Raw genomic sequence first — 22,453 nt, forward strand, 5'->3', positions numbered from 1 at the left:
CCTTGCGGCTCCGCCAATGAAACGACCAGGGAAGAGGGTCATACGTCAATGGAAATCCGGGCCGCAGAAATATCGTCGATCCTCAAGGATCAGATCAAGAATTTCGGCAAAGAGGCCGAAGTTTCCGAAATCGGCCAAGTGCTGTCCGTCGGTGACGGTATCGCCCGCGTCTACGGGCTCGACAACGTCCAGGCAGGCGAGATGGTCGAGTTTCCCGGCGGCATTCGCGGCATGGCGCTGAACCTCGAAGCCGACAACGTCGGCGTCGTTATTTTCGGCGACGACCGTACGATCAAGGAAGGCGATACCGTCAAGCGGACGGGCGCCATCGTCGAAGTTCCGGTCGGCAAGGGTCTGCTCGGCCGCGTCGTTGACGGCCTCGGCAATCCGATCGACGGCAAAGGTCCGATCAAAGCGGACAAGAAGATGCGCGTCGACGTCAAGGCGCCTGGCATTCTGCCCCGCAAATCGGTGCATGAGCCGATGGCGACGGGTCTCAAGGCCATCGACTCACTGATCCCGATCGGCCGCGGCCAGCGCGAGCTTGTCATCGGCGACCGCCAGACGGGCAAGACCGCTGTCATCCTCGACACCTTCCTCAACCAGAAGTCCTTGAACGCCGGGAATGACGAGAGCGCCAAGCTCTATTGCGTGTACGTTGCAGTCGGTCAGAAGCGCTCGACGGTGGCGCAGTTCGTCAAGGTTCTCGAAGAGCGCGGAGCGCTCGAATATTCGATCATCGTTGCAGCGACCGCATCCGACCCGGCACCGATGCAGTACCTCGCGCCGTTCACCGGTTGCACGATGGGCGAATATTTCCGCGACAACGGCATGCACGCCGTGATCGCCTATGACGACCTTTCCAAGCAGGCCGTCGCCTACCGTCAGATGTCGCTCCTGCTTCGCCGTCCGCCGGGCCGCGAAGCTTATCCGGGCGACGTTTTCTATCTCCACTCACGCTTGCTTGAGCGCGCTGCAAAACTCGGCGATGCGTCCGGCAACGGCTCGCTCACGGCGCTGCCTGTCATCGAAACGCAGGCGAACGACGTGTCGGCCTACATTCCGACGAACGTGATTTCGATCACCGACGGCCAGATCTTCCTCGAGTCAGACCTTTTCTATCAGGGCATCCGTCCGGCGGTGAACGTCGGTCTGTCGGTGTCGCGCGTCGGATCGTCGGCTCAGACGAAAGCGATGAAGCAGGTCGCCGGTAAGATCAAAGGCGAGCTGGCGCAGTATCGCGAAATGGCGGCCTTCGCGCAGTTCGGCTCGGACCTCGACGCCGCAACCCAGAAGCTGCTTGCACGCGGTGCGCGCCTGACGGAGCTTCTGAAGCAGCCGCAGTTCTCGCCGCTCAAGATGGAAGAACAGGTTGCCGTCATCTTCGCCGGTACGCGCGGCTACCTCGATGCGATCCCGGTTTCGGCGGTCGGGAAGTTCGAGCAGGGCGTTCTAGCCGGGTTGCGCGCGGAAAAGACGATCTTCGAGACGATCGCGAAAGAGAAGGCGCTGTCGGCCGACACGGAGAAGAAGCTCGTCGAATTCCTCGACAAGTTTTCGAAGAGCTTCACGGCTTAAAGATTTCCCTCTCCCCGTTTACGGGGAGAGGGCCAGGGTGAGGGGCTGAGGCGCGGTTCGGCATTTGCCGCCGCCCCTCACCCCGACCCTCTCCCCATGAAGGATGGGGAGAGGGAGATTGGCTCAGATCGGATTAGGACGCTCGGGTGGCCAGCTTAAAAGATATGCGCAACCGCATCGCCTCGGTGAAGGCGACGCGGAAGATCACGAAGGCGATGCAGATGGTGGCTGCGGCGAAACTGCGCCGCGCCCAGGAAGCCGCCCAGGCTGCGCGGCCGTACGCCGAGCGCATGGCCACGGTTCTTGGCAGCCTCGCTTCCAAGGTTGCCGACAAGAACGGCGCTTCGCCGCTGCTCGTCGGCACGGGCAAGGATCAGGTTCACCTGCTGATCGTGATGACGGCGGAACGCGGTCTCTGCGGTGGCTTCAACTCGAATATCGCGAAGCTTGCACGTGCCGATGCACACCGGCTGATCGCCAACGGCAAGACCGTCAAGATCATGACGGTCGGCCGCAAGGGCGCCGACAACCTGCGGCGCGATCTCGGCAAGAACATCGTCGAGCGCAAGGATTTCCAGGGCGTTCGCCAGCTCAATTTCGGTCATGCCGAAGGCGTTGCGAACCGCGTGCTCGAGATGTTCGAAGCCGGCGAATTTGACGTCGCAACGCTTTATTTCTCGGAATTCAAATCCGTCATTGCGCAGAAGCCGACGGCATTGCAGCTCATCCCTGCCAAAGTGGACGAGGCGGGTGTTGAGACGGCGAAGGGCGCGACGGCAATCCACGAATATGAGCCGGGCGAAGACGAGGTGCTTGGCTTCCTGCTGTCGCGCAATATCTCGACGCAGATTTTCCGCGGTCTTCTTGAGAACGCAGCTTCCGAGCAGGGTGCGCGCATGTCGGCCATGGACAACGCGACGCGCAACGCCGGCGACATGATCAACAAGCTGACGATCAAGTACAACCGCCAGCGTCAGGCAAACATCACGAAAGAACTGATCGAGATCATTTCAGGCGCGGAAGCGCTCTGATCCGGAGGCAAGTCTCATGGCTTATGTCACGCATGCGACGACGAAAGGCGGCCGGGACGGTCGTGCCGTTCTCGACGATGGAAAGCTAGCGCTTGCAATGGCGCTGCCGAAGGAGATGGGCGGCTCGGGCGAAGGACATAACCCCGAGCAGCTCTTTGCACTCGGCTGGTCGGCGTGCTTCGGTCAAGCGGTTCTGCTTCTCGCAAAGAAGCACGGACTTGACGGTCAGGCTGCGAAAGTCGGCTGCAAGGTCGAGATCGACAAAGACGCCACGAGCTTCGCCCTCAAAGCTGAACTCACGCTGTCGATTCCCGGTGCCGACAAAGCCAAGCTTCAGGCGCTGATCGAAGACGCCCATCAGATTTGTCCGTATTCCAAGGCGACGCGCAACAACATTCCCGTGACGCTGACCGTCGCCTGAACACATTTCGCTGGAGATAAAAATGGCTGAGAACGTAGGGAAGATTCATCAGGTCACGGGTGCCGTCGTCGACGTGCATTTCGACGGCAAGCTGCCGGAAATTCTGAGCGCGCTCGAGACGAAGAACCACGGCAACCGCCTAGTGCTCGAAGTCGCGCAGCACCTCGGCGAAAACACGGTTCGCACGATCGCCATGGACTCGACCGAAGGTCTCGTCCGCGGTCAGGATGTCGTCGATACCGGCGCACCGATCTCGGTGCCGGTCGGCGACGAAACGCTCGGCCGCATCATGAACGTCATCGGTGAGCCGGTGGACGAAGCGGGCCCCATCAAGACCTCCGGTACGCGCGCGATCCATCAGCCGTCGCCGACCTTCGCCGATCAAGCAACGGAAGCGCAGATCCTCGTCACCGGCATCAAGGTCGTCGACCTGCTCGCGCCTTACGCAAAGGGCGGCAAGATCGGTCTGTTCGGCGGTGCCGGCGTCGGCAAGACCGTTCTGATCATGGAACTCATCAACAACGTCGCGAAGGCGCACGGCGGCTATTCGGTGTTCGCCGGGGTCGGTGAGCGTACGCGCGAGGGTAACGACCTCTATCACGAGATGATCGAGTCGAAGGTGAACCTCGACCCGAAGAAGAACAACGGCTCGGCGAAGGGCTCGAAGTGCGCTCTCGTATACGGCCAGATGAACGAGCCGCCGGGCGCCCGTGCCCGCGTCGCGCTTTCGGGCCTGACGGTCGCCGAGCACTTCCGCGATCAGGGCCAGGACGTGCTGTTCTTCGTCGACAACATCTTCCGCTTCACGCAGGCGGGCTCGGAAGTGTCAGCGCTGTTGGGCCGTATTCCTTCGGCGGTCGGCTATCAGCCGACGCTCGCGACCGACATGGGCGCACTGCAGGAACGCATCACGACAACGCAAAAGGGTTCGATCACCTCGGTGCAGGCGATTTACGTGCCGGCCGACGACTTGACCGACCCGGCGCCTGCAACGTCGTTCGCTCACCTTGATGCAACGACCGTTCTTTCGCGCGCCATCGCTGAAAAGGGCATTTATCCGGCCGTCGACCCGCTCGATTCCACGTCGCGCATGCTCGATCCGCGCATCGTCGGCGAGGAGCACTATCAGGTCGCTCGTAAGGTTCAGGCGATCCTGCAGAAGTACAAATCCTTGCAGGATATCATCGCGATCCTTGGCATGGACGAGCTCAGCGAAGAGGATAAGCTGACGGTCGCCCGCGCCCGTAAGATCGAGCGTTTCATGTCGCAGCCGTTCCACGTGGCCGAAGTCTTCACCGGTTCGCCGGGCAAGCTCGTGTCGCTGCAGGATACGATCAAGGCATTCAAGGGTCTTTGCGACGGCGAATACGATCATCTGCCGGAACCGGCCTTCTATATGGTCGGTACTATCGATGAGGCGATCGCGAAGGCCGAGAAGCTCGCAGAAGCCGCTTAAAACCGGTCAACGCTGCGGGCGAGCAGCCCGCATCGTCGCGGGCTCCAGGAGAAAAAATAAATGGCGGAAGCCGCGACACAGTTCGGAAGCTGCTGCGAAGAGCTCAAAGAAGCTCTGGAAGGCGGCGATTTCGAACCGCTAATTACCGTTGGCCCCGACGGCGTGATCTATATGACCGTCGGGCTTGTCGACCTTGAGGAAGAAGAGCCTGGTCTCGTCGACCATCCGCTTTTCTTCTGTCCGTTCTGCGGCACAAAACTGCAGACTCCGGAAGAGGTCAGGGCCAAGGCCGGAGCGGAAGGCGAGGACGACGAGACACAGAGCGCCTAACGCGGCGTTTCGAAGAAAGAACTGGGTTCCGGGAACAGCGGACAAGCCATGGCAGGTACATTCAAATTTGAACTCGTCTCGCCCGAGCGGGTGCTGCTTTCGATCGACGCCGATCAAGTCGTCGTGCCGGGCTCCGACGGAGAGTTTGCGGTTCTCGCCGGTCATGCGCCGGTTATCGCGACGCTCCGTCCCGGTGTTCTCGACGTGACGGCAGGCGGTTCCAAGCGCCGGCTGTTCGTCAAGTCGGGCTTTGCGGAGGTTGATCCTTCGCGCCTCACGGTGCTGGCGGAGAAGGCCCACGACGTCGAAGAGATGTCTTCGTCTGCCATTGCCGAAGAGTTGAAGGCAGCGGAAGCCGACTTGGCGGCCGCGAAGGACGACAATGCCAAGCGCATGGCCGATACGCTCGTCAACGAGTTGAAGCGCTTATCGGCGAAGGCCGCGTAGTCGACACTTCGGTGATTTCAAAATAATCAAAAGCCGGACGGGACGTCCGGCTTTTTTTATTTAGATACGGCTCGTGGAACGTCAGCCTGCGAGATGTCCGAACGCGGACGTGACGCGCTCATAAACTTCGCGTTTGAACGGTATGATCAGCTTCGGCACGCTCGCGATCGGCGCCCACCGCCAAGCATCGAATTCGGCCTTCGCGCCCTCTTTCGGTGCAATATCGACTTCGCTGTCGTCGCCGAGAAAGCGCATCGCGAACCACTTCTGCCGCTGCCCGCGATAGCGGCCTTTGAGGGCGATGCCGAGGAGGTTCTCGGGCAGTTCGTAGGTCAGCCAATCGGAATATTCCGCGACGACTTCGACGCTGGTGACGCCCGTTTCTTCGCGAAGCTCGCGCAAGGCGGCGATGCGGGGTGGCTCGTATTTCTCAATCCCGCCCTGCGGCATCTGCCAGATATGTGCTGCGTGATCGCCTGCCCATTTCGGACGGCGGCGGCCGACCCAGACGAGGCCGTCACGATTGAGCAGCATGATGCCGACGCACGATCGAAACGGCAGTGCGGCGCGCGATAGCTCGGACGGATTTGGCAGCAACGTCATCGGCAGAATCCGTGCATAATCTGTGGATAAAAAGGTGCCATGATTCGCCATTGTCCAGAAAAACATAGCAGCCGTATGACATTACGCTGTCACATTAGGGACAGCCTGGATAATCCATTGGGGCCCGCGACCAGCCAGCAGGTGTCGAGCGCTGGATAATCGTCCTGCGTTTGGGCGCGCTCGTTGAGGCTTTATCTAGGAAGAGGCTTTGCCAGCGGAGCGAATGCGGCGAGGACGTCGCGATAAACCTCGCGCTTAAAAGGCACAATCAGATCAATCAGTTCGGTGGCTGGGCTCCAGCGCCATTCGATGAACTCGGCTTCGTGTCCAGGCGGTGGCGTGATGTTGATCTCGCTGTCGTCGCCCACGAAGCGGTATGCAAACCAGCGCTGCTTCTGTCCGCGATAGCGCCCGCCCCAGGCCTTGCCGATCAATTCCGGCGGAAGATCGTAGGTCAGCCAACGGGGCAGCTCGGCGATCGGGTCCACCGACCGAATGGCGGTTTCTTCGAACAGCTCGCGCCGTGCTGCAGCCGCGGGATCTTCGCCGGGGTCTATGCCGCCCTGCGGCATTTGCCACCATGAGCCCCGGCCTTCGGCATCATCTTTGGAACCTGCGCGCCGGCCCACCCAGACGTGCCCGTTCCAATTGATCACCATCTGCCCGACGCACGGGCGATAAGGTAAGGTCTCGGGGTCTATCGGCAGCTTGGAAGTCTCGGTCATCGGTCAGGCCTTCCTCAGGGTCACAAACGAAGGGCGCCGTGAGGCGCCCTTCGAAGTTCAGTATTCACGAATGACACCGCTCAATTAGTTGGGCGTCGGCTTGTTGTCGTCGGGCGGCGTCGGTGTCGTTGTGCCGCTCTTCGAGGGCGGAGGAGTCGGAGTTGTCGAGGACGGCGCTGCATTGTTTGCCGCTTCCGGACCTTTGGCAGTGCCATGCAGGAAGTTCAGCGCGTACTGCAGCTGCGTATCCTTATCGGCGTCCTTGGCAACGTAGGACGGGGAGCCGGATTCTTCGTCCTTGCCGTCCTTGTCACTGCCGTCGGGGTTCTTCAGGTGCCCGCGCAGGCTTGCCTCACCACGCGGCTTGTCGGCGCCGAGCTTTTCCTTCAGGTCATCAGGAATGGCCTCGTCGACGACGATATCCGGTTCGATGCCCTTAGCTTGGATCGAGCGGTTCGACGGCGTGTAATAGCGCGCCGTCGTCAGCCGGATGGCACCGTTGGCTCCAAGCGGGATGATCGTCTGGACGGAGCCCTTGCCGAACGAACGCGTGCCGATGATCGTCGCGCGCTTCTGATCCTGCAGGGCACCTGCCACGATTTCAGAGGCCGAAGCCGAACCGCCATTGATCAGCACGACGACTTTCTTGCCGTCCGAGATGTCGCCGGGACGAGCGTTGGCGCGCTGCGTTTCCTCGTTGTTGCGGCCTTTGGTCAGAACGATTGCGCCCTGTTCCAGGAAATCGTCGGAAACGGCGATTGCCTGATCGAGGAGGCCACCGGGATTGTTGCGCAGGTCGACAACGAAGCCTTTGATGTTCGGGCCGATCTGCTTGTCGAGGCTTTCCACCGCTTTGACGAGATTGGCGTGAGTCTGCTCGTTGAAGGTCGAGATCTTCACGTAGCCGATATCGCCTTCGGCGCGGGACTTCACGGGATTGATGCGGATCACGTCGCGCACGACCTTAACGTCGAACGGATCGTCCTTGCCCTTACGCACGACGGTCAGCGTGATCGGCGTATTGACCGGGCCGCGCATTTTTTCGACGGCCTGCTCGAGCGTCAGACCGGAAATCGCTTCATTATCGAGATGCGTGATCAGGTCGTTCGCCATCAGACCGGCTTTTGCGGCCGGCGTGTCGTCGATCGGAGAGACGACTTTGATGACGCCGTTCTCCATCGTGACCTCGATGCCGAGACCGCCGAACTCGCCACGCGTCTGCACCTGCATGTCGCGGAAGTTCTTCGGGCTCATGTAGGAGGAATGCGGATCGAGCGACGACAGCATGCCGTTGATCGCCGATTCGATGAGCTGCGTGTCGTCGGGCTTCTCGACGTAGTCGGAGCGAACGCGTTCAAGCACGTCGCCGAAGAGATCGAGCTGCTTATAGAGTTCGGAATTCTGTGATGACGTTGCCGAGTACGTCTGCGTGACGTTGAGCAGCGTCGTGGCCCCGGCCAAGCCTGTCATCAGCAGGAATGTCCAGAAAGCATAATCTGTCTTGCGCATTAGCCTTGTACCTTCTGCTGACCTGATGCCCACCAGGGATCGGGGTCGATGGGACGCCCGTCCTTACGAAATTCAACGTACAAAACGGGTCCGCTTATTTGCGCCGAAGACGGCGTATTCTTCTGACCACCACTCATTGTACCGACAGGCTCTGCGGCCAATACAAACTGGCCTGACCGGACGTCGATCTGCGACAGGCCGGCGAGCAGAACATGATAGCCGCCGCCCGCGTTGATGATCAAGAGTTGCCCGTAACTGCGAAATTCGCCAGCGTAAACAACCCATCCGTCACACGGCGACGTAATTTGCGCCGCGTATCGCGTCTCGATCACCATGCCTTTCGATTGGCCGCCGTATTGCGTCCGATCGCCAAATGCCAGGGCACGGCGGCCTTGGGCCGGTAGCGGCAGCTTTCCTTGTGCCGAAGCAAACGGGATTGCAGGCTTGATCCGTCCGGCATTGCCGGGAATCAGCGACGTACCGGACGGCGCCAGCTCGACCATCGCCTGCTTGGGTGCAGGAGGTGGCGTCAATATGGCAACCTTGGCCGGAGGTGCTACGGCTTCTGCTGCTGCCCCTGACGCTGCTCCCGACGCCGCGGCCACCGGCGCGGCAGCTGCGGGGGTCTTCGCGGCTACGTCCACCGCTGCCGACGGCGTCTCCGGAGTTTCGGGCGGCGGTGTGATGATCTGGGGGCCTGACGGCGTAGCTGCAGCCAGTTTGGGGGCTTCGGCGTGCCGCCCGGATTTGAGTTCGTCGTTGTAGGCGCCGAGTCCGGTCTTTTCAATAACCGTCCGATCGAGGCGCGTGATGAGCTCGGTCAGGTTGCTGACGTTTTTCGTAATTTCGCCGGCTGCGACGCGCACCTCCGCCAGTTCGGCCTGACGGTCTGCGAGGGACAGCTTCTTGGCTTCCATCAGACTCGCAAGCCGTGTGCGCGTCTCATTGAGGCGATCGGTTTCGGCTCTGAGGTGGGCTCCTTCCGTGCGGATGCTGGCCATCACGCGCTGCAGGTCGCCGAGCCTAGCAGAGAGGCTGACAGCCTGATCCCTCAGCTCGGGAAAGGCAGACGACAGCAGCATGGCGCTTCGCACCATTTTGAGCGCGTCTTCGCGGCGGGTGACGAGGACGGGCGGCGGATTGCGCCCGATCCGCTGGAGAGCCGCCAGCAGCGCTGCAATCTGACCGTGCCGCTGCTCCAGCGAGCCGCGGACCATCTTCTCCTGCTCTGCAAGCTCGGACAGACGGCCTTCGATCGCCGTCATCTTGGCTTCGCCGCGCTGGATGAGGTTGGCTGTTTCGATCAAGCGCGAGTTCAGCCGTTCGCGTTCCGCATCGAGTTCCGCGACGTCGGAACGGATCGTCAGTTCTTTTGCGGCGTTATCATTGAGCTGCTGACGCTTCTGATCGAGGACCTTACGCGCTGTGTCGGCATCCTTGGGAAGAGCATCGTCCGCCGCAAGCGGAGCAGCGAAGGCAATCGAAAGGGCTGCGGCTCCGATGATGCGGAGGCTCTGGCCTGCGCCAGGGCGCCACCGCCGAGTGTTCCGACATGCCGACAACTGGTTTGTCACTGGGCCTCAAGTCGAAAAGCGCATGGGGCCGGGGAGTGAGGAGGTACCCGCCTCGGGGCCGGAGCCAAATATGATGCCGCGCAAGGATTAAGACTTTTGCCGCCAAGAGCAAATTTCAAATGCGTAATGCAGGCCCTTTCACCGGAAAGCTCTGGGCTCCGCGTCGTTTCCGCCGATACTTGGCGATTGCCGCGGTCTGCCCATAGGCTTAAGCCAATTCGGGGATTTTGGAAGCGGATAGGCCGGATGCAAACATTTCTCTATCATGCCACTACCGTCGCCGCTCTGGCTGTACTCGCCGTACTGCTTTATGGCCTGTACACACTGATGAAGGGCAATAATTCCAACCTCAGCCAAAAGCTTATGCGTTGGCGCATCGGCCTGCAGTTTCTGGCCATCCTGATCATTCTTGCCTATGTATTTGTGTCCCGCTAAAGGCCGGACCGGCTCACCCGCGGCGCGCGAGGCGCCTTTTCGCCCCGGAAATCCAAATCAGGAGCCTTTGACCGATGGTCGTCCTCAATAAGATTTATACGAAAACAGGAGATGCCGGGACGACTGCGCTCGGTTCGGGTGAAAGGGTTCCGAAAACGTCGCCGCGCATCGCGGCCTACGGAACGGTCGACGAAACGAACGCCAACGTCGGCGTTGCGCGCGTCCACTTGGCGGGCGCAGACCCGGACGTCGACGCGATGCTGCTGCGCGTTCAGAATGACCTCTTTGATCTTGGCGCCGATCTGTGCGTCCCGGATCGCGGCGAAAAGCTTCCCTATGAACCGCTGCGGGTCGCAGATGCACAGGTCAAGCGGCTCGAAGACGAAATCGATATGATGAATGCGTCTCTTACGCCGCTGAGATCGTTCATTCTGCCGGGCGGAACCCCGGCAGCGGCGGCGTTGCACGTTGCGCGCACCGTTTCGCGCCGGGCCGAGCGCATGATTGTCGAACTTGCGGCTATTCCCGGAGAGCCCGTCAGCACTCCCGTTCTCAAGTACATCAACCGGCTCTCCGACTTTCTGTTCGTTGCTAGCCGCTACGTCAATGACCGTGGAAAGAGCGATATCCTCTGGGTACCCGGCAAGAACCGGTGACGCCTCAGCCGGGGTTCGCCGGGCCTTTGTTTACCCTGGAGCCCAAGGGTGTGCGCCGCGACGAGGCGGCGATTGACTTGAGCACAAGCGGCCCCTAGTTTTCCCTCTTCGCAGTTGCGAGAACTAGCGTCGCCGACCGGCTTTTTGGCCTGCTCGGCGGGTAGCGTTTAGCAGTCAGGAACACCTATCTGCGGCGGTGTGGCGCCGCAAAAGCCGGCGTCCATCCAAGCGCCGGTAAAAACAAGTACTGGGAGCGCCAGACATCTGGCGAGTCGCATGAAAATCGTTGTGCCGATCAAACGCGTCGTCGATTACAACGTCAAAATTCGCGTTAAACCGGACGGCTCCGGAATCGACTTGGCAAACGTCAAGATGTCGATGAACCCGTTTGATGAAATCGCCGTCGAAGAAGCGGTACGGTTGAAAGAAAAAAGCGGGGCCAAGGAAGTCGTCGTCGTCTCCATCGGTCCGGCAAAGGCGCAAGAGACTCTCCGGACGGCGTTAGCGATCGGCGCCGATCGCGCCATTCTCATCGAAACATCGGAGACCGCTGCGGTCGAGCCGTTGGCCGTCGCCAAGCTCCTTAAGGCCGTGGTCGAAGCCGAAAAGCCGGATCTCGTCATTCTCGGCAAGCAAGCCATCGATGACGATTGCAATCAGACCGGCCAGATGCTCGCGAGCTTGCTCGATTGGCCGCAAGGTACATTCGCTTCAAAGGTCGTAACCGAATCGGGTTCCGTCACCGTGACGCGCGAAGTCGACGGCGGCCTCGAGACGATCAAGCTGAAGCTTCCTGCCGTCGTGACGACAGACCTGCGCTTGAACGAGCCGCGTTATCCCTCGCTTCCCAATATCATGAAGGCCAAGAAAAAGCCGCTCGATGTCAAGAAGCCGGAAGACATTGGCGTCGATATCAGCCCGCGCCTGAAAGTCTTGAAGACGACTGAACCCCCGACGCGAAAGGCCGGCGTCAAAGTCGGAAGCGTTGCCGAGCTTGTTCAGAAGCTCAAAAACGAAGCGGGGGTTTTCTGATGTCGACACTTCTTCTGGCAGAAATCGCAAACGGTGCGCTGGCGCCTGCAACGGCGAAGGCACTCGCGGCCGCTAAAGATCTTGGCGGCGAAGTCCATATTCTTGTCGCCGGTTCCGATGCGAAGGCGGCGGCCGAGTCTGCGGCCAAGCTCGCCGGTGTTTCGAAGGTTCTGCTCGCGGATGCGCCGCAGCTTGCCAACGGCCTTGCGGAAGAGGTCGCTGCACTCATCCTCTCGCTTGCCGGAAATTATTCGGCAATCGTCGCCCCGGCGACGGCGTATGGGAAAAATATTCTGCCGCGCGTCGCCGCCAAGCTCGACGTGATGCAGATCTCCGACATCATCAAGGTCGTCTCGCCCGATACGTTCGAGCGGCCGATCTACGCTGGCAACGCCATCCAGACGGTTCAATCGACCGAGAAGACGAAAGTCATCACGGTTCGCACGGCAGCCTTCCAGGCCGTTGGCGAGGGCGGGTCGGCACCTGTCGAAACCGTTGCCGTGCCTTCCGCAGTTGGCACCTCGACATTCGAGAAAGCGGAACTCACAAAATCGGATCGGCCGGAACTCACGTCTGCGCGCATCATCATTTCGGGCGGCCGCGGTATGGGCAATGGCGAAAACTTCACCAAATACATTGAACCTGTCGCCGATCGCCTCGGGGCGGCGATGGGCGCGTCGCGCGCGGCGGTTGATGCGGGTTTCGTTCCGAACGACTGGCAGGTCGGGCAGACCGGCAAGGTCGTTGCGCCGGATCTTTACATTGCTGTCGGTATTTCGGGCGCCATTCAGCATCTTGCGGGCATGAAAGACTCGAAGGTGATCGTCGCGATCAACAAAGACGCCGAAGCGCCGATCTTCCAGATCGCGGATTATGGGCTCGTCGCCGACCTCTTCCAGGCTTTGCCGGAACTCGACGCAGAGTTGCAGAAAGCCGGCCGTTGAGCGCAGCGACTGGGACTCGTGGAGGACATCCGTTCATGGCGCAGACCCAAAAGCTGATGGAGAAAAGCAAAGCCGGCGTTCGGCCGGCGCGCATCATCAGCAAGGTCGGTATCATCGGTGCCGGGCAGATGGGGAGCGGTATCGCCCATGTTGTGGCTCTCTCCGGATATAACGTTGCGCTGAACGACCTCAAGAAGGAGGCGTTCGACAAGGGGTTTGAAGCCGTCGGCAAGAACCTCGCGCGCCAGATCGCCAAAGGCGTCATTCAGGAAAGCGACCGGAATAAAGCGCTGGAGCGTATCAGCTACGCACCGACGCTCGAAGCGTTCGGCGATTGCGATCTTGTCATCGAATCGGCGACCGAAGACGAAAGCCTGAAGCACAAGATCTTTCAGGCGCTCTGTCCGCATCTGAAGCCGACCGCGATGCTCGCGTCCAACACGTCGTCGATCTCTATCACGCGCCTTGCTGCGGGGACCGATCGGCCGGAAGACTTCATCGGCATGCATTTCATGAATCCGGTGCCGCTGATGGAGCTTGTCGAGCTCATTCGCGGCATCGCAACCGAGGATGAAACATTCGCGACGGCGAAAGCGTTTGTCGAAAGCCTCGGCAAGACGACGGCGGTCGCCGAGGATTTTCCGGCTTTCATCGTCAACCGCATCCTGCTGCCGATGATCAACGAGGCCGTCTATACGCTCTATGAAGGCGTTGGCACGGTCGAGGCGATCGACAAGGCGATGCGGCTCGGCGCTCACCACCGGATGGGACCGCTGGAACTCGCTGACTTCATCGGGCTCGACACCTGCCTCAGCGTCATGCAGGTGCTCTACGAAGGGCTATCGGACTCGAAATACCGTCCTTGTCCGCTGCTGGTGAAATACGTCGAAGCCGGATGGCTCGGCCGCAAGACAAAGCGTGGCTTCTACGATTATCGCGGCGAAAAGCCGGTTCCGACCCGATAAAGGGTTCTTACCCCAGCAGATTTCCGACTGTTTCGCCGATCTTGGCCTGCTCGATGACCGCTTGCAGTCCCGGATAGACGACGAGCCACGATGCTGCCGCAATGGCGATCGCAATCGCCCAGGACATGCCCCAGAATCGTGGGTTGGGCATACCGAACGGCGCCGAGTAGAGGCGTGGCAACGCGACGTAGGCCAGCGTTAGCTGGGCGCCGACACAGGCCGTCAGGAAACTCCAGTGCGACCGGTATGCGGGATCGTCCGTCAAACGCAGGATTGTCCGGACCGGGTGCCGGAGAAACGAGATTGCGACGGCGAAGAGTCCGTCACGCTTCAGCTGACTCAAAAATTCGCTTGTGAGCGCGCCCCAGCCTTCCTCATGGTTTCCGGTTGACGAATTTGAGGGCGTCCCGCAGCCGCTGCAGAACGGCCGGGAAAGTGCGGTTCCGCAATTCGCGCATAGTGCCGCCTGAATTCCTTCCGCGTTCCCCACGTTCGGCGAACTCCCCCCTGCCGACCTTGGAAATAGCATGCCGCCACTGTGCCAGAAAACTGGCGTGCACAGATGTTCCTCGTTATTCAGGTCGCTGTGATGGGATTGCAAGGAATGACACCATGGGCGGACAGCCGCGCGTTGCATTGGTCACAGGGGCGGGCTCCGGAATCGGGCGCGCCGCTGCCTTGAAACTTCAGGGCGTGGGCTATGATGTGGTGCTTGTTGGGCGCCGCATTACGGAACTCGAGATAACGGCCGACCAAGCCAAAGCGGACGGGGGGCGATTCCTTGTGGCTCCGGCCGATGTGACCGAAGAAGCGGCCGTCAAAGCAGCGTTCGATAAGACACAGAAAAGCTTTGGGCGCCTCGACGTGCTGTTCAACAATGCGGGGACGTTTGCGCAAGGCGTGCCGCTCGAAAATTTAAAGCTCGAAGATTGGCGACGCGTCGTCGACGTCAACCTGACTGGGCCTTTCCTGTGCGCGCGCGAGGCTATCCGCATCATGAAGGCACAATCGTCGAAGGGCGGCCGGATCATCAATAACGGCTCGATCTCGGCGCAGGTGCCGCGGCCGTTCTCGGCGCCTTATACGGCGACCAAGCATGCAATCACGGGGCTCACCAAGTCCATCTCGCTCGACGGACGGGTCGATAACATCGCCTGCTCACAAATCGACATCGGAAATGCCGCAACTGACTTCACTGCCAAGATGGCGAGCGGCATCCTGCAAGCTGATGGCAGCACCAAAGTCGAGCCACGCATGGACGTCGCGCACGTTGCCGATGCGATCCTTTACATCGCGAACCTTCCGCTCGATGCCAACGTGCAGTTCATGACCGTGATGGCAACGGCAATGCCGTTCATCGGGCGCGGGTGAACGGTTGGTCTTTCGGAACGACGTCTGTCTTGAGAAAATTCGTCAGGTCGCGCGTCAAATAATGAATATGGCCGGGAAGCTCGCGCCAGTCACGGATCTTCATCTGTGCCGGATGGTCGATGTAATCGGAATGGACGAGCACCGTCGTCATGCCGAGTTCGGATGCGACTTCGAGATTGTGCGGCATGTCTTCGAACATGGCGGATTGTGGTGATGCCACGCCGTGAAGTTTCAAAAGCTGATTGAAAGCCGCGCGCTCCGGTTTTGGCACGTACCCGAGTGCCGCGATATCGCAAATATCTTCGAAAAGTTCGAGCACGCCGAGGCGGCGCGCGACGTTTTCCGCATGGCGGCGCGAGCCGTTCGTAAAGATCAGCCGACGACCGGGTAACGCGGCAATGGCTGCCGCAAGCTCGGGCAATTCGGGTACGACAGACAGATCGATGTCGTGCACGTATTCGAGGAACGGGCCCGGCTGCAGCTTATGCACCTGCATCAAGCCCGCAAGCGTCGTTCCGAACTGGCGATAATAGGCCTTCTGCAAATGCCGTGCATGCTCGCGCGGAACGCCGATCGCCTTCGCGATATATTCGCTCATGCGCCGGTCGACCTGCGCGAAGAGATTGCAGGATGCCGGGTAGAGTGTGTTGTCGAGATCGAAGATCCACGTGTGGACGTGGCTGAATCCGCGCCGCATTGCAGTCGCAGAAGCTGTGGCAGGATCGGAGATTGAGGCGGTCGCCTCCATCAGCCTTTGCCCTTCTTGCGATCGGCGCGACGCACAAGCGTACCGACACCGTGCTCGGTAAAGAGTTCAAGCAATACGCAGTGCGGCACGCGCCCGTCGATGATGACGACGCCTTCGACGCCAGCCTCGACGACTTCGATGCAGCCTTCGATCTTCGGGATCATGCCGCCGGAGATTGCGCCACTCTTGATCATGGCATGGGCCTCGTCGATCGTCAGTTCGGGAACGAGCTGCTTGTTGCTATCGAGCACGCCCGCGACGTCGGTCAGGAGCAACAGGCGTTTCGCCTGCATACGTGCGGCAAGCGCCGACGCGAACGTGTCGGCGTTGATATTCAGCGTCTGACCTTCGCGGCTGATGCCGACCGGCGCGATGACAGGAATCAGATCCGATCGCGAGATGACTTCTACGATGTGCGGATTGACCTCGAGGGGGTCGCCGACGAAGCCGATGTCGACAGCCTTCATCAGATTCGACTGCGGGTCGGCCATCTCGGTAATTTTTTTTGCGATCATCAAATTGGCGTCTTTGCCCGAGATACCGACCGCCTTGCCACCCTGGCGGTTGATCGCCGACACGATCTCCTTATTAATCTTGCCGGAAAGCACCATCTCGACGACTTCGACCGTCGGCTTGTCGGTCACGCGGAGCCCGTTCACGAAATCGGATTTGATCTCGAGCTTGTTCAGCATGCTGGCGATCTGCGGGCCGCCGCCGTGCACCACGATCGGGTTGATGCCCGACTGCTTCAGGTAGACGATGTCCTGCGCGAAGGCGTTGGAAAGCTTCTCGTCGCCCATAGCGTTGCCGCCGAACTTCACGACGACGGTTTGCTCATCGTAGCGAATCAGGTGCGGAATGGCTTCGGCCAGAATGCGTGCCTGCAGATGCGCGCTCGGCCGGTCTTCTGTGGGAGCGGCGTTTTTTTCACGAGGGTTCTTCGTTGACGTCACGGGATTCCCCAAAATGCCATTGGACAGTGGGATATTTGTGCTTCGGATGCGCCGGGCGCTTTCGTCGCGGTCTTATAGCGCGGCGGCTCGCAGCCTCAACGGAATTCCCGCGCCTTGACGGGCTGGGGGCCGTCCTGACGCATGGCGGACACGGGTTGGGGACGAAAGGCATTCCAGTCTGCCCACCGCCGTGCCTATGCTGTAGCCTTGCCGTGTGAGCTTGTTTTGACGCTGTTTTTGACCGCATACCTGGAGACGTCGTGGGCGTAACTGCTGCTGATCTTGCTCAAATTCCGATGTCGCCGGATCTCGGTGCAACGCTGTCGCGTGGCGCCGAGTTTGCGGCCGCGGCCGGTGCGTCCGATGTAACTCTTGAGCACTTGTTGGCCGCGCTCTGCGACGATTCGGACGCCATCGCAGTACTCGACGCGAGCAACGTTAATATCGCGTCGCTCAAATCGGACGTCGTGGGGCAGTTTGCTCAGCCTGCCGCCGATCCGGAACAGGCGCCGACGAGCCTCGGCGTTTCGCATGACGTGCGCCGTATTCTCGAAGCCGCTGCTGCTGCGGCGCGCGGCAGCAGACGGCGAGATATTAACGGCGCCATCGTTCTCGCGGCCATTGTCGGCGACGGGCGCAGCTTGGCCGCGGACATATTGCAGGCGCATGGGCTGACATTCGACAGCGCAATCCGCGCCCTGCAGGCCGCGCTCGCGCCTGCGCCGCCTCGGGCTCCGGCCGCTCAGCCGCCGGTTGCCGACGATGTTCTGGCGCGAGCCCGGGAACGCGTGCAGTCGCGTTCGGCGCCGTCGTTGCGCGACCTCATGAAGGATATGCCACAACCCGCTCCGCCGCCGCCGATCGCGGCTCCGGTGGCGACAGGGGCCGCCAGTGAACCTGTAAGTCCCGAGACGCCGAGGACGGAATCGGGGTCTATGCCGCCCGCCTCCGCGCCCCCGTCTTTGGCTCAGCCTGCACCTTCGGCGCCGAATGAAAAGCCAAGTCCGGCATCAGGGGTGGAACCTCGAAGCGCAGCGCAGCCGGACAGCGCCGAAAATGCCGTGTCTCGGCGCGGACCCGATGTTTCACCCGGACATTCACCGCGCCCGCCCTTCGGCCCGTCGTTGGAACCGCCCGATCGGGCGGTTGCGCAGCCGTCGGTCCGAGGCACGCCTCCCGGGCAGCCCTATGCTCCCGCGCCGCCCGTGCGTGGGCTACATCCCGGTGCGCCGTCGCCGATTCAGGGCTTTTCTGGAGATCTTCCGCGTCCGCGACCCACGGGTGGACTGCCGCCGCCGATTCCGTTGCCGCTAGGTCCTGGGGCACCTGGGATGCGGGCGCCCTTCCCGGGTCCGACATTGCCCGCTCCCTCGCCCATCGCGCCGCCAGGGCCGCTGCAGAACGATTCGGGGCTTCGAGCCGACGAGCGCGTGGATCAACCGCCTGCCGGTGCGCCTCCGGCTGCGCAACCGCGTCCGCAACCATCGAGGGAGAAAGGCGCTGGCCGCAAGCGCGGCAGAGGCGCAAAAGCCGAAAGCGGACAGCTTGCCGAAAATATTCCGCGAGCCATGCGTGTCGGTAAAACGGAGCGCGTAGAAGTCCGCATCGCGAAAGCTTCGATCAAGTCTCTGGCGGAGAATCTCGATGGGGGCGGCGCCGTCTGGCAGCACCAGATTACCGTGACAAAGGCGATGGCGGTGCGCGTTCGCGCTCCGGACGGCGGCTTTTTCATCGAGACGGCATCGCCTGAAACGCAATGGATCGAAAGCAACCTCGGCTATGGGAGCGACGATTTTGCGAGCTGGCGATTTCTGATCACGCCGCAGTCGCGCGGCTGGTCGCAATTGCAGATTGTCGTATCGGCCCGGACGATCGGCGCGGACGGCGTGGCGGCAGAGACGGCGCTTCCCGATCAAGTCATCGAGGTCAAAGTTCGCCGGAACCTCAAACGTACGTTTGCGCGCCTCTTTAGCTGGACGGTCGCGGCAATCATTGGTGGCGTGCTTTCGACGTTCAGTGAGTCGGGCCTGACGACTGCGAAGACCTTGCTGGAAAGGCTCATCCACTAGGCTCGGCAAGAGCTGCGGATTGCCGCGGTCAAGCGCCGTGCGCGTCGAGCAGTTTTGCCACGACGGCGCGCAAGTCCTCAAATCCCATTGCGGTTTCCGCAGACGTCGCGATGACGTGCGGATAGGCGGCCGGATGCTTGGAGAGCGATTGGATGGTGTGCGCCATGACGCGGTCGAGATCTGTGCGGCTGATCTTGTCGGCTTTCGTCAGGATGACTTGATAGGAAACGGCTGCGCTATCGAGCAATCCCATGATCTCATCATCGACCGGTTTCAAACCGTGGCGCGCATCGACGAGCACGAAGACGCGCAGCAGCGTTCGCCGTCCAGAGAGATAGCCGCGCAGGGTCCGATTCCAGGCAGCAACTTTATCTTTCGGGGCCTCGGCAAAGCCATAGCCGGGCATGTCGACGAGGTAGAGGTCGGCCGCCGGATCGGTGAAGAAATTCAGCTCCTGCGTGCGCCCCGGTGTGTTCGAGGCTCGTGCGAGCGCACGCTGTCCGACGAGGGTGTTGATCAGGCTCGACTTACCGACGTTCGACCGGCCCGCGAATGCAATTTCAGGCCGGTCGTCGGGCGGTAGATGGTCGAGGTCGGGCGAACCGCGCGAAAACGTCCAGGCGCACGCGAACAGCAGGCGCCCGGTTTCGATATCTTCCGCCGAGTGCGCCTCAGACTCTGCCATGGTGCCTATCCGACCGCCGCTCCGGTCCGGCCCGCTCATGCGGGCGCCACTATTTTCCGGGCCCGCTACCGGCTCCGAAGAGCCTTAGGATCGGAGCGAACGTGCGTTTTAAATTTTCAAACAGGTGAATTTCCGCGCCGTTCTTCTTGTTGATGCGGAGCTGCTGCAGGATCGAGAGCGTGTTGCTCCATGCCCAGTAGATGACGAGGCCTGCCGGGAAGCTCGCCAGCATGAACGTGAACACGACCGGCATCCACTGGAAGACCTGCTGCTGGATCGGGTCAGGCTGCGGCGGGTTGAGCTGCATTTGCATCCACATCGTGATGCCCATGATCAGCGGCCAGATGCCGATATGCAGGAACGACGGACCGTCGAACGGCAGAAGCCCGAACAGGTTGAAGAGCGACGTCGGATCAGGGGCCGACAGGTCGTGAATCCAACCGAAGAACGGCGCGTGCCGCATGTCGATCGTGACGAACAGGACCTTGTAGAGTGCGAAAAAGACGGGGATCTGCAGCAATACGGGCCAGCATCCGGCAAGCGGATTTATCTTCTGCGTGCGATAGAGTTCGAAGATTTCCTTTTGCTGACGCTGCGTGTCGTCCTTGTATTGCTCCTTGATGCGTTGCATCTCGGGCTGCAGCTTCTTCATGCGCGCCATGCTCTCGTACTGCTTGTTGGCGAGCGGATAGAAGGCCGCCTTCACGAGCACCGTCAGTATGAGAATGGTGATGCCGAAGTTATGGACGATGCCGTTGATGAACTCCATCAGACGGAAAAGCGGGCGGGTGATGAAGTAGAACCATCCCCAGTCGATCATCCGGTCGAAGCGCAGAATACCGAGCGCGTTTTCATAGCCGTCGATCAACGACGCCTGCTTGGCGCCGGCAAAAAGATGCCCTTCGACGCCCTTGCGCATGCCGGCGGGTACGGTCAGCGCGCCGCGCAGATAATCCGTCTGGAATGCATCCTTTCCGGCTGGATCACGCGCTTTCAGCGCCGAGTACATGGCTCGGTAGGGTTCGTGCTGATCGGGAACGAGGGCGGTTGCCCAGTACTTGTCGGTGATGCCGAGCCAGCCGCCAGTGACGTTGTCGAAGGTCGTCGGAACACCACTTTTCAGGGCATCCGCGAATTTGAATTCCTGCAGGCCGTGCTCACCGGATACGCCGACGAGCCCTTCATGCAGAACAGAGAATACCTGAGACGGCGGATGGCCGCTGCGATGGACGCGTGCGTAGGGCAGCAGCGTCACCTCCGACTGCGTTTTGTTTTCGATCTCGTCGATAATCTTGAACATGTAGTCGTTATCGACCGAGATCGTGCGGTGGAAGACGAGGCCCCCGCCGTTGTCCCATGACAATACTACCGGCGTTTCCGGCGTCAGCTTCGTGCCGCTTTCAAGCGTCCAAAGCGTGTCGCGGCCGGGAACCTTGATCTGGCTTCCGCTTTGCGGGACCCAGCCGTATTCCGCGAAGTAGGGTTCGGGCGATCCGGCGGGCGAGAGCAGTACTACCTTGGGACTGCTGGGATCGACCGTCTCGTGGTACTTCGTCAGCACCAGATCGTCGATGCGGCCGCCCTTCAGATCGATGGAGCCATCGAGGGAGGGCGTTACGATCTGGATGCGTGGCGATGCTTTCAGCGCGTCTTCGCGCGAGACCGGTGCAGCAGCCTGCGGCTGAGCGCCGACCGGCGTTTCGCTGGAAGGCGGCGCGATCGGCGTGTTTCCAACGTTGGGCGGGTTTTCCGGCGCAGCTCCCTTGTTCTGCGCCTCGATCTTTTTATTGAACTCCTGGCGCGCCTGCTCCTGCTGGAGTTCCGGACGCGCGAAGAAGTACTGCCAGCCCATGAGGACGAGAATGGACAGCGCAACCGCGAAAATCAGGTTGTTTTGGTCTTTTGGATCTCTCGGGGAAGTCATCAAGTCCTCGGGTCAGCGCCGGCGTTGGCGAGGCTGTCACAGCCCATGAAGCAATGTTGCGAACTGCTCATAAACGGAAGGGGGCACCCCGTCACGTCGAACCTTTCCTAACGCCCGTTTTCCCCGATTTGGGGCGGGCGTCGTTTGCACGGCCTCGCTTAGCATTGTCGTGTAGCGCTGCGAAAGCGCGTGCGACGTCTTCGAGCAGCGTGGCGAAGGGTCGGTCGAGCGCAGCATGGCGGGCGACGATGACGTAATCGCAGGAGGGGCGCGCGTGTTGTGAGGCCGCCGCGGCAAACGCCGCCTTCAGCCTTCGGCGAATCCTATTGCGGGTGACGGCGTTGCCGATCTTTTTCGTAATGGTGAAGCCAAAGCGCGCTGTCCCGCCGTTTTCCGAGGCTTGGCGTTCCCGCGCCTCGATCAGGAACGCTGGCGTCGAGGAACGACGGCCGCCGCGGACGGCCAGGAATTCCGGGCGCGATTTGAGGGTTTGCAGTATCGGAATCCGAGCCTCCAGAGCTGACGGGCATCCTAAGCTCGTCTAGAAACCGCGACAAAATGCGCGTGTCGCGCTGCTCATATCATGATGGTTGGGAGCCGCTGCAAGGTTCAGGCAGAACGAAAGCCTGCTGTGCCATCTACGTGCTGCCGCCATGGATTACGCATGCATGCAAGCAGACGTGCTGGCAATCGTTGCCAACACGGAAAAATGCTCAGGTTGTAGGTAGACTGGCTCGCTGTCTCTAGGCCGACAGACGCTTGCGGCCCTTTGCACGGCGACGCGCGAGGACCTTCTGTCCGCCAGCAGTCAGCATGCGCTTGCGGAAGCCGTGGCGGCGCTTGCGAACAATACGGCTCGGTTGATACGTGCGCTTCACGGAAGTCTCCGTCCAAATGAGGTTCGCTTCCATCGCGCAGCGCGCGAAGCGAATAATGTTGTCTTTTCCGATGCTTAGAAAGGCCGCAACGCCAAGCGAAAAGCCACGGCGGGACGCGA

24 protein-coding genes are annotated in these 22,453 nt (G+C 60.9%); 13 read left to right on the forward strand and 11 right to left on the reverse strand.

Going from position 1 to position 22,453, the window contains the following annotated elements; translation table 11 throughout:
- Window positions 1–48: 48 nt before the first annotated feature.
- The 6 genes from atpA (at window position 49) to HYPDE_RS17420 (ending at window position 5,263) form a co-directional block, all read left to right on the forward strand.
- A complete protein-coding gene (atpA, locus tag HYPDE_RS17395) occupies window positions 49–1,578 on the forward strand; it encodes a F0F1 ATP synthase subunit alpha (RefSeq protein WP_015599859.1) in 1,530 nt (509 codons plus the stop codon).
- A gap of 146 nt (window positions 1,579–1,724) precedes the next feature.
- Window positions 1,725–2,609: a F0F1 ATP synthase subunit gamma gene (locus tag HYPDE_RS17400; RefSeq protein WP_015599860.1), complete on the forward strand. Its 885-nt coding sequence runs from the start codon at window positions 1,725–1,727 to the stop codon at window positions 2,607–2,609.
- 16 nt (window positions 2,610–2,625) lie between these two features.
- A complete protein-coding gene (locus tag HYPDE_RS17405; protein WP_015599861.1) occupies window positions 2,626–3,030 on the forward strand; it encodes an organic hydroperoxide resistance protein in 405 nt (134 codons plus the stop codon).
- A 22-nt stretch (window positions 3,031–3,052) separates the two neighbouring features.
- Window positions 3,053–4,486, forward strand: a complete 1,434-nt coding sequence (atpD, locus tag HYPDE_RS17410) for a F0F1 ATP synthase subunit beta (protein ID WP_015599862.1) — start codon at window positions 3,053–3,055, stop codon at window positions 4,484–4,486.
- A 60-nt stretch (window positions 4,487–4,546) separates the two neighbouring features.
- On the forward strand, window positions 4,547–4,816 hold the full coding sequence (locus HYPDE_RS17415) for a hypothetical protein (protein WP_015599863.1): 270 nt from the start codon (window positions 4,547–4,549) through the stop codon (window positions 4,814–4,816).
- A 48-nt stretch (window positions 4,817–4,864) separates the two neighbouring features.
- Window positions 4,865–5,263, forward strand: a complete 399-nt coding sequence (locus tag HYPDE_RS17420; RefSeq protein WP_015599864.1) for a F0F1 ATP synthase subunit epsilon — start codon at window positions 4,865–4,867, stop codon at window positions 5,261–5,263.
- Window positions 5,264–5,344: 81 nt separating this feature from the next.
- Here HYPDE_RS17420 and HYPDE_RS17425 read toward each other — a convergent pair whose 3' ends face one another.
- The 4 genes from HYPDE_RS17425 to HYPDE_RS17440 all read right to left on the reverse strand — a co-directional run bounded on the left by HYPDE_RS17425 (window position 5,345) and on the right by HYPDE_RS17440 (window position 9,674).
- Entirely contained in the window at window positions 5,345–5,866 is a 522-nt protein-coding gene (locus tag HYPDE_RS17425) for an RNA pyrophosphohydrolase (protein WP_051112101.1), read from the reverse strand.
- Between the two features lie 191 nt (window positions 5,867–6,057).
- Window positions 6,058–6,591 (reverse strand): RNA pyrophosphohydrolase, encoded by a 534-nt coding sequence (locus HYPDE_RS17430; protein WP_015599866.1) that lies wholly within the window; start codon window positions 6,589–6,591, stop codon window positions 6,058–6,060.
- Window positions 6,592–6,675: 84 nt separating this feature from the next.
- Complete coding sequence (locus HYPDE_RS17435) at window positions 6,676–8,100, reverse strand: S41 family peptidase (RefSeq protein WP_015599867.1); 1,425 nt, start codon at window positions 8,098–8,100, stop codon at window positions 6,676–6,678.
- Window positions 8,100–9,674 carry a murein hydrolase activator EnvC family protein gene (locus HYPDE_RS17440; RefSeq protein WP_144061308.1) on the reverse strand — a complete coding sequence of 525 codons (1,575 nt, stop codon included), beginning with the start codon at window positions 9,672–9,674 and terminating at the stop codon, window positions 8,100–8,102. The genes HYPDE_RS17435 and HYPDE_RS17440 overlap by 1 nt, the downstream gene beginning before the upstream one ends.
- A 246-nt stretch (window positions 9,675–9,920) precedes the next feature.
- Between HYPDE_RS17440 and HYPDE_RS17445 the strand changes: the two genes are divergently transcribed.
- The 5 genes from HYPDE_RS17445 (at window position 9,921) to HYPDE_RS17465 (ending at window position 13,706) form a co-directional block, all read left to right on the forward strand.
- Entirely contained in the window at window positions 9,921–10,109 is a 189-nt protein-coding gene (locus HYPDE_RS17445; RefSeq protein WP_041320621.1) for a twin transmembrane helix small protein, read from the forward strand.
- Window positions 10,110–10,183: 74 nt separating this feature from the next.
- Window positions 10,184–10,765, forward strand: a complete 582-nt coding sequence (locus tag HYPDE_RS17450; protein WP_015599870.1) for a cob(I)yrinic acid a,c-diamide adenosyltransferase — start codon at window positions 10,184–10,186, stop codon at window positions 10,763–10,765.
- A 276-nt stretch (window positions 10,766–11,041) separates the two neighbouring features.
- Window positions 11,042–11,797, forward strand: coding sequence for an electron transfer flavoprotein subunit beta/FixA family protein (locus HYPDE_RS17455; protein WP_015599871.1), 756 nt, complete (start codon window positions 11,042–11,044; stop codon window positions 11,795–11,797).
- On the forward strand, window positions 11,797–12,741 hold the full coding sequence (locus HYPDE_RS17460; protein ID WP_015599872.1) for an electron transfer flavoprotein subunit alpha/FixB family protein: 945 nt from the start codon (window positions 11,797–11,799) through the stop codon (window positions 12,739–12,741). Before HYPDE_RS17455 ends, HYPDE_RS17460 begins: the two co-directional genes overlap by 1 nt.
- A 35-nt stretch (window positions 12,742–12,776) precedes the next feature.
- A complete protein-coding gene (locus HYPDE_RS17465) occupies window positions 12,777–13,706 on the forward strand; it encodes a 3-hydroxybutyryl-CoA dehydrogenase (protein WP_015599873.1) in 930 nt (309 codons plus the stop codon).
- 7 nt (window positions 13,707–13,713) lie between these two features.
- On the opposite strand, the gene HYPDE_RS17470 is transcribed toward HYPDE_RS17465, so the two are convergent.
- Window positions 13,714–14,049 carry a hypothetical protein gene (locus HYPDE_RS17470; protein WP_244437727.1) on the reverse strand — a complete coding sequence of 112 codons (336 nt, stop codon included), beginning with the start codon at window positions 14,047–14,049 and terminating at the stop codon, window positions 13,714–13,716.
- A gap of 269 nt (window positions 14,050–14,318) precedes the next feature.
- Here HYPDE_RS17470 and HYPDE_RS17475 point away from each other — a divergent pair, with 269 nt between their 5' ends.
- A complete protein-coding gene (locus tag HYPDE_RS17475; protein WP_015599875.1) occupies window positions 14,319–15,077 on the forward strand; it encodes an SDR family oxidoreductase in 759 nt (252 codons plus the stop codon).
- On the opposite strand, the gene HYPDE_RS17480 is transcribed toward HYPDE_RS17475, so the two are convergent.
- Together HYPDE_RS17480 and argB are read right to left on the reverse strand one after the other, a co-directional pair.
- Window positions 15,061–15,825, reverse strand: a complete 765-nt coding sequence (locus HYPDE_RS17480; protein ID WP_015599876.1) for a pyrimidine 5'-nucleotidase — start codon at window positions 15,823–15,825, stop codon at window positions 15,061–15,063. The genes HYPDE_RS17475 and HYPDE_RS17480 overlap by 17 nt on opposite strands.
- A complete protein-coding gene (gene argB / locus HYPDE_RS17485; RefSeq protein ID WP_015599877.1) occupies window positions 15,825–16,778 on the reverse strand; it encodes an acetylglutamate kinase in 954 nt (317 codons plus the stop codon). Before argB ends, HYPDE_RS17480 begins: the two co-directional genes overlap by 1 nt.
- A 260-nt stretch (window positions 16,779–17,038) precedes the next feature.
- On the opposite strand from argB, the gene HYPDE_RS17490 reads away from it, so the two are divergent.
- Entirely contained in the window at window positions 17,039–18,847 is a 1,809-nt protein-coding gene (locus HYPDE_RS17490; protein ID WP_015599878.1) for a Clp protease N-terminal domain-containing protein, read from the forward strand.
- A gap of 28 nt (window positions 18,848–18,875) precedes the next feature.
- Here the strand turns inward: HYPDE_RS17490 and yihA are convergent, their stop codons facing one another.
- The 4 genes from yihA to rpmH form a co-directional block, all read right to left on the reverse strand.
- Complete coding sequence (yihA, locus tag HYPDE_RS17495) at window positions 18,876–19,532, reverse strand: ribosome biogenesis GTP-binding protein YihA/YsxC (protein ID WP_041320622.1); 657 nt, start codon at window positions 19,530–19,532, stop codon at window positions 18,876–18,878.
- A gap of 49 nt (window positions 19,533–19,581) precedes the next feature.
- Complete coding sequence (yidC, locus tag HYPDE_RS17500) at window positions 19,582–21,456, reverse strand: membrane protein insertase YidC (RefSeq protein WP_015599880.1); 1,875 nt, start codon at window positions 21,454–21,456, stop codon at window positions 19,582–19,584.
- Between the two features lie 91 nt (window positions 21,457–21,547).
- Window positions 21,548–21,973 (reverse strand): ribonuclease P protein component, encoded by a 426-nt coding sequence (gene rnpA, locus HYPDE_RS18935; RefSeq protein ID WP_348226100.1) that lies wholly within the window; start codon window positions 21,971–21,973, stop codon window positions 21,548–21,550.
- A 226-nt stretch (window positions 21,974–22,199) separates the two neighbouring features.
- Complete coding sequence (gene rpmH, locus HYPDE_RS17505; protein WP_015599883.1) at window positions 22,200–22,334, reverse strand: 50S ribosomal protein L34; 135 nt, start codon at window positions 22,332–22,334, stop codon at window positions 22,200–22,202.
- Window positions 22,335–22,453 lie beyond the last annotated feature (119 nt).

Origin of the sequence: Hyphomicrobium denitrificans 1NES1 (assembly GCF_000230975.2) — a bacterium.
GTDB lineage: Bacteria > Pseudomonadota > Alphaproteobacteria > Rhizobiales > Hyphomicrobiaceae > Hyphomicrobium_B > Hyphomicrobium_B denitrificans_A.

What these genes read in the sequence shown, in the direction of transcription:
- atpA (WP_015599859.1), top strand. Translation starts at nt 49, where the DNA reads ATGGAAATCCGGGCCGCAGAAATATCGTCGATCCTCAAGGATCAGATC.
- HYPDE_RS17405 (WP_015599861.1), top strand. Translation starts at nt 2,626, where the DNA reads ATGGCTTATGTCACGCATGCGACGACGAAAGGCGGCCGGGACGGTCGT.
- atpD (WP_015599862.1), top strand. Translation starts at nt 3,053, where the DNA reads ATGGCTGAGAACGTAGGGAAGATTCATCAGGTCACGGGTGCCGTCGTC.
- HYPDE_RS17415 (WP_015599863.1), top strand. Translation starts at nt 4,547, where the DNA reads ATGGCGGAAGCCGCGACACAGTTCGGAAGCTGCTGCGAAGAGCTCAAA.
- HYPDE_RS17420 (WP_015599864.1), top strand. Translation starts at nt 4,865, where the DNA reads ATGGCAGGTACATTCAAATTTGAACTCGTCTCGCCCGAGCGGGTGCTG.
- HYPDE_RS17425 (WP_051112101.1), bottom strand. Translation starts at nt 5,866, where the DNA reads ATGACGTTGCTGCCAAATCCGTCCGAGCTATCGCGCGCCGCACTGCCG.
- HYPDE_RS17430 (WP_015599866.1), bottom strand. Translation starts at nt 6,591, where the DNA reads ATGACCGAGACTTCCAAGCTGCCGATAGACCCCGAGACCTTACCTTAT.
- HYPDE_RS17435 (WP_015599867.1), bottom strand. Translation starts at nt 8,100, where the DNA reads ATGCGCAAGACAGATTATGCTTTCTGGACATTCCTGCTGATGACAGGC.
- HYPDE_RS17445 (WP_041320621.1), top strand. Translation starts at nt 9,921, where the DNA reads ATGCAAACATTTCTCTATCATGCCACTACCGTCGCCGCTCTGGCTGTA.
- HYPDE_RS17450 (WP_015599870.1), top strand. Translation starts at nt 10,184, where the DNA reads ATGGTCGTCCTCAATAAGATTTATACGAAAACAGGAGATGCCGGGACG.
- HYPDE_RS17455 (WP_015599871.1), top strand. Translation starts at nt 11,042, where the DNA reads ATGAAAATCGTTGTGCCGATCAAACGCGTCGTCGATTACAACGTCAAA.
- HYPDE_RS17460 (WP_015599872.1), top strand. Translation starts at nt 11,797, where the DNA reads ATGTCGACACTTCTTCTGGCAGAAATCGCAAACGGTGCGCTGGCGCCT.
- HYPDE_RS17465 (WP_015599873.1), top strand. Translation starts at nt 12,777, where the DNA reads ATGGCGCAGACCCAAAAGCTGATGGAGAAAAGCAAAGCCGGCGTTCGG.
- HYPDE_RS17475 (WP_015599875.1), top strand. Translation starts at nt 14,319, where the DNA reads ATGGGCGGACAGCCGCGCGTTGCATTGGTCACAGGGGCGGGCTCCGGA.
- HYPDE_RS17480 (WP_015599876.1), bottom strand. Translation starts at nt 15,825, where the DNA reads ATGGAGGCGACCGCCTCAATCTCCGATCCTGCCACAGCTTCTGCGACT.
- yihA (WP_041320622.1), bottom strand. Translation starts at nt 19,532, where the DNA reads ATGGCAGAGTCTGAGGCGCACTCGGCGGAAGATATCGAAACCGGGCGC.
- yidC (WP_015599880.1), bottom strand. Translation starts at nt 21,456, where the DNA reads ATGACTTCCCCGAGAGATCCAAAAGACCAAAACAACCTGATTTTCGCG.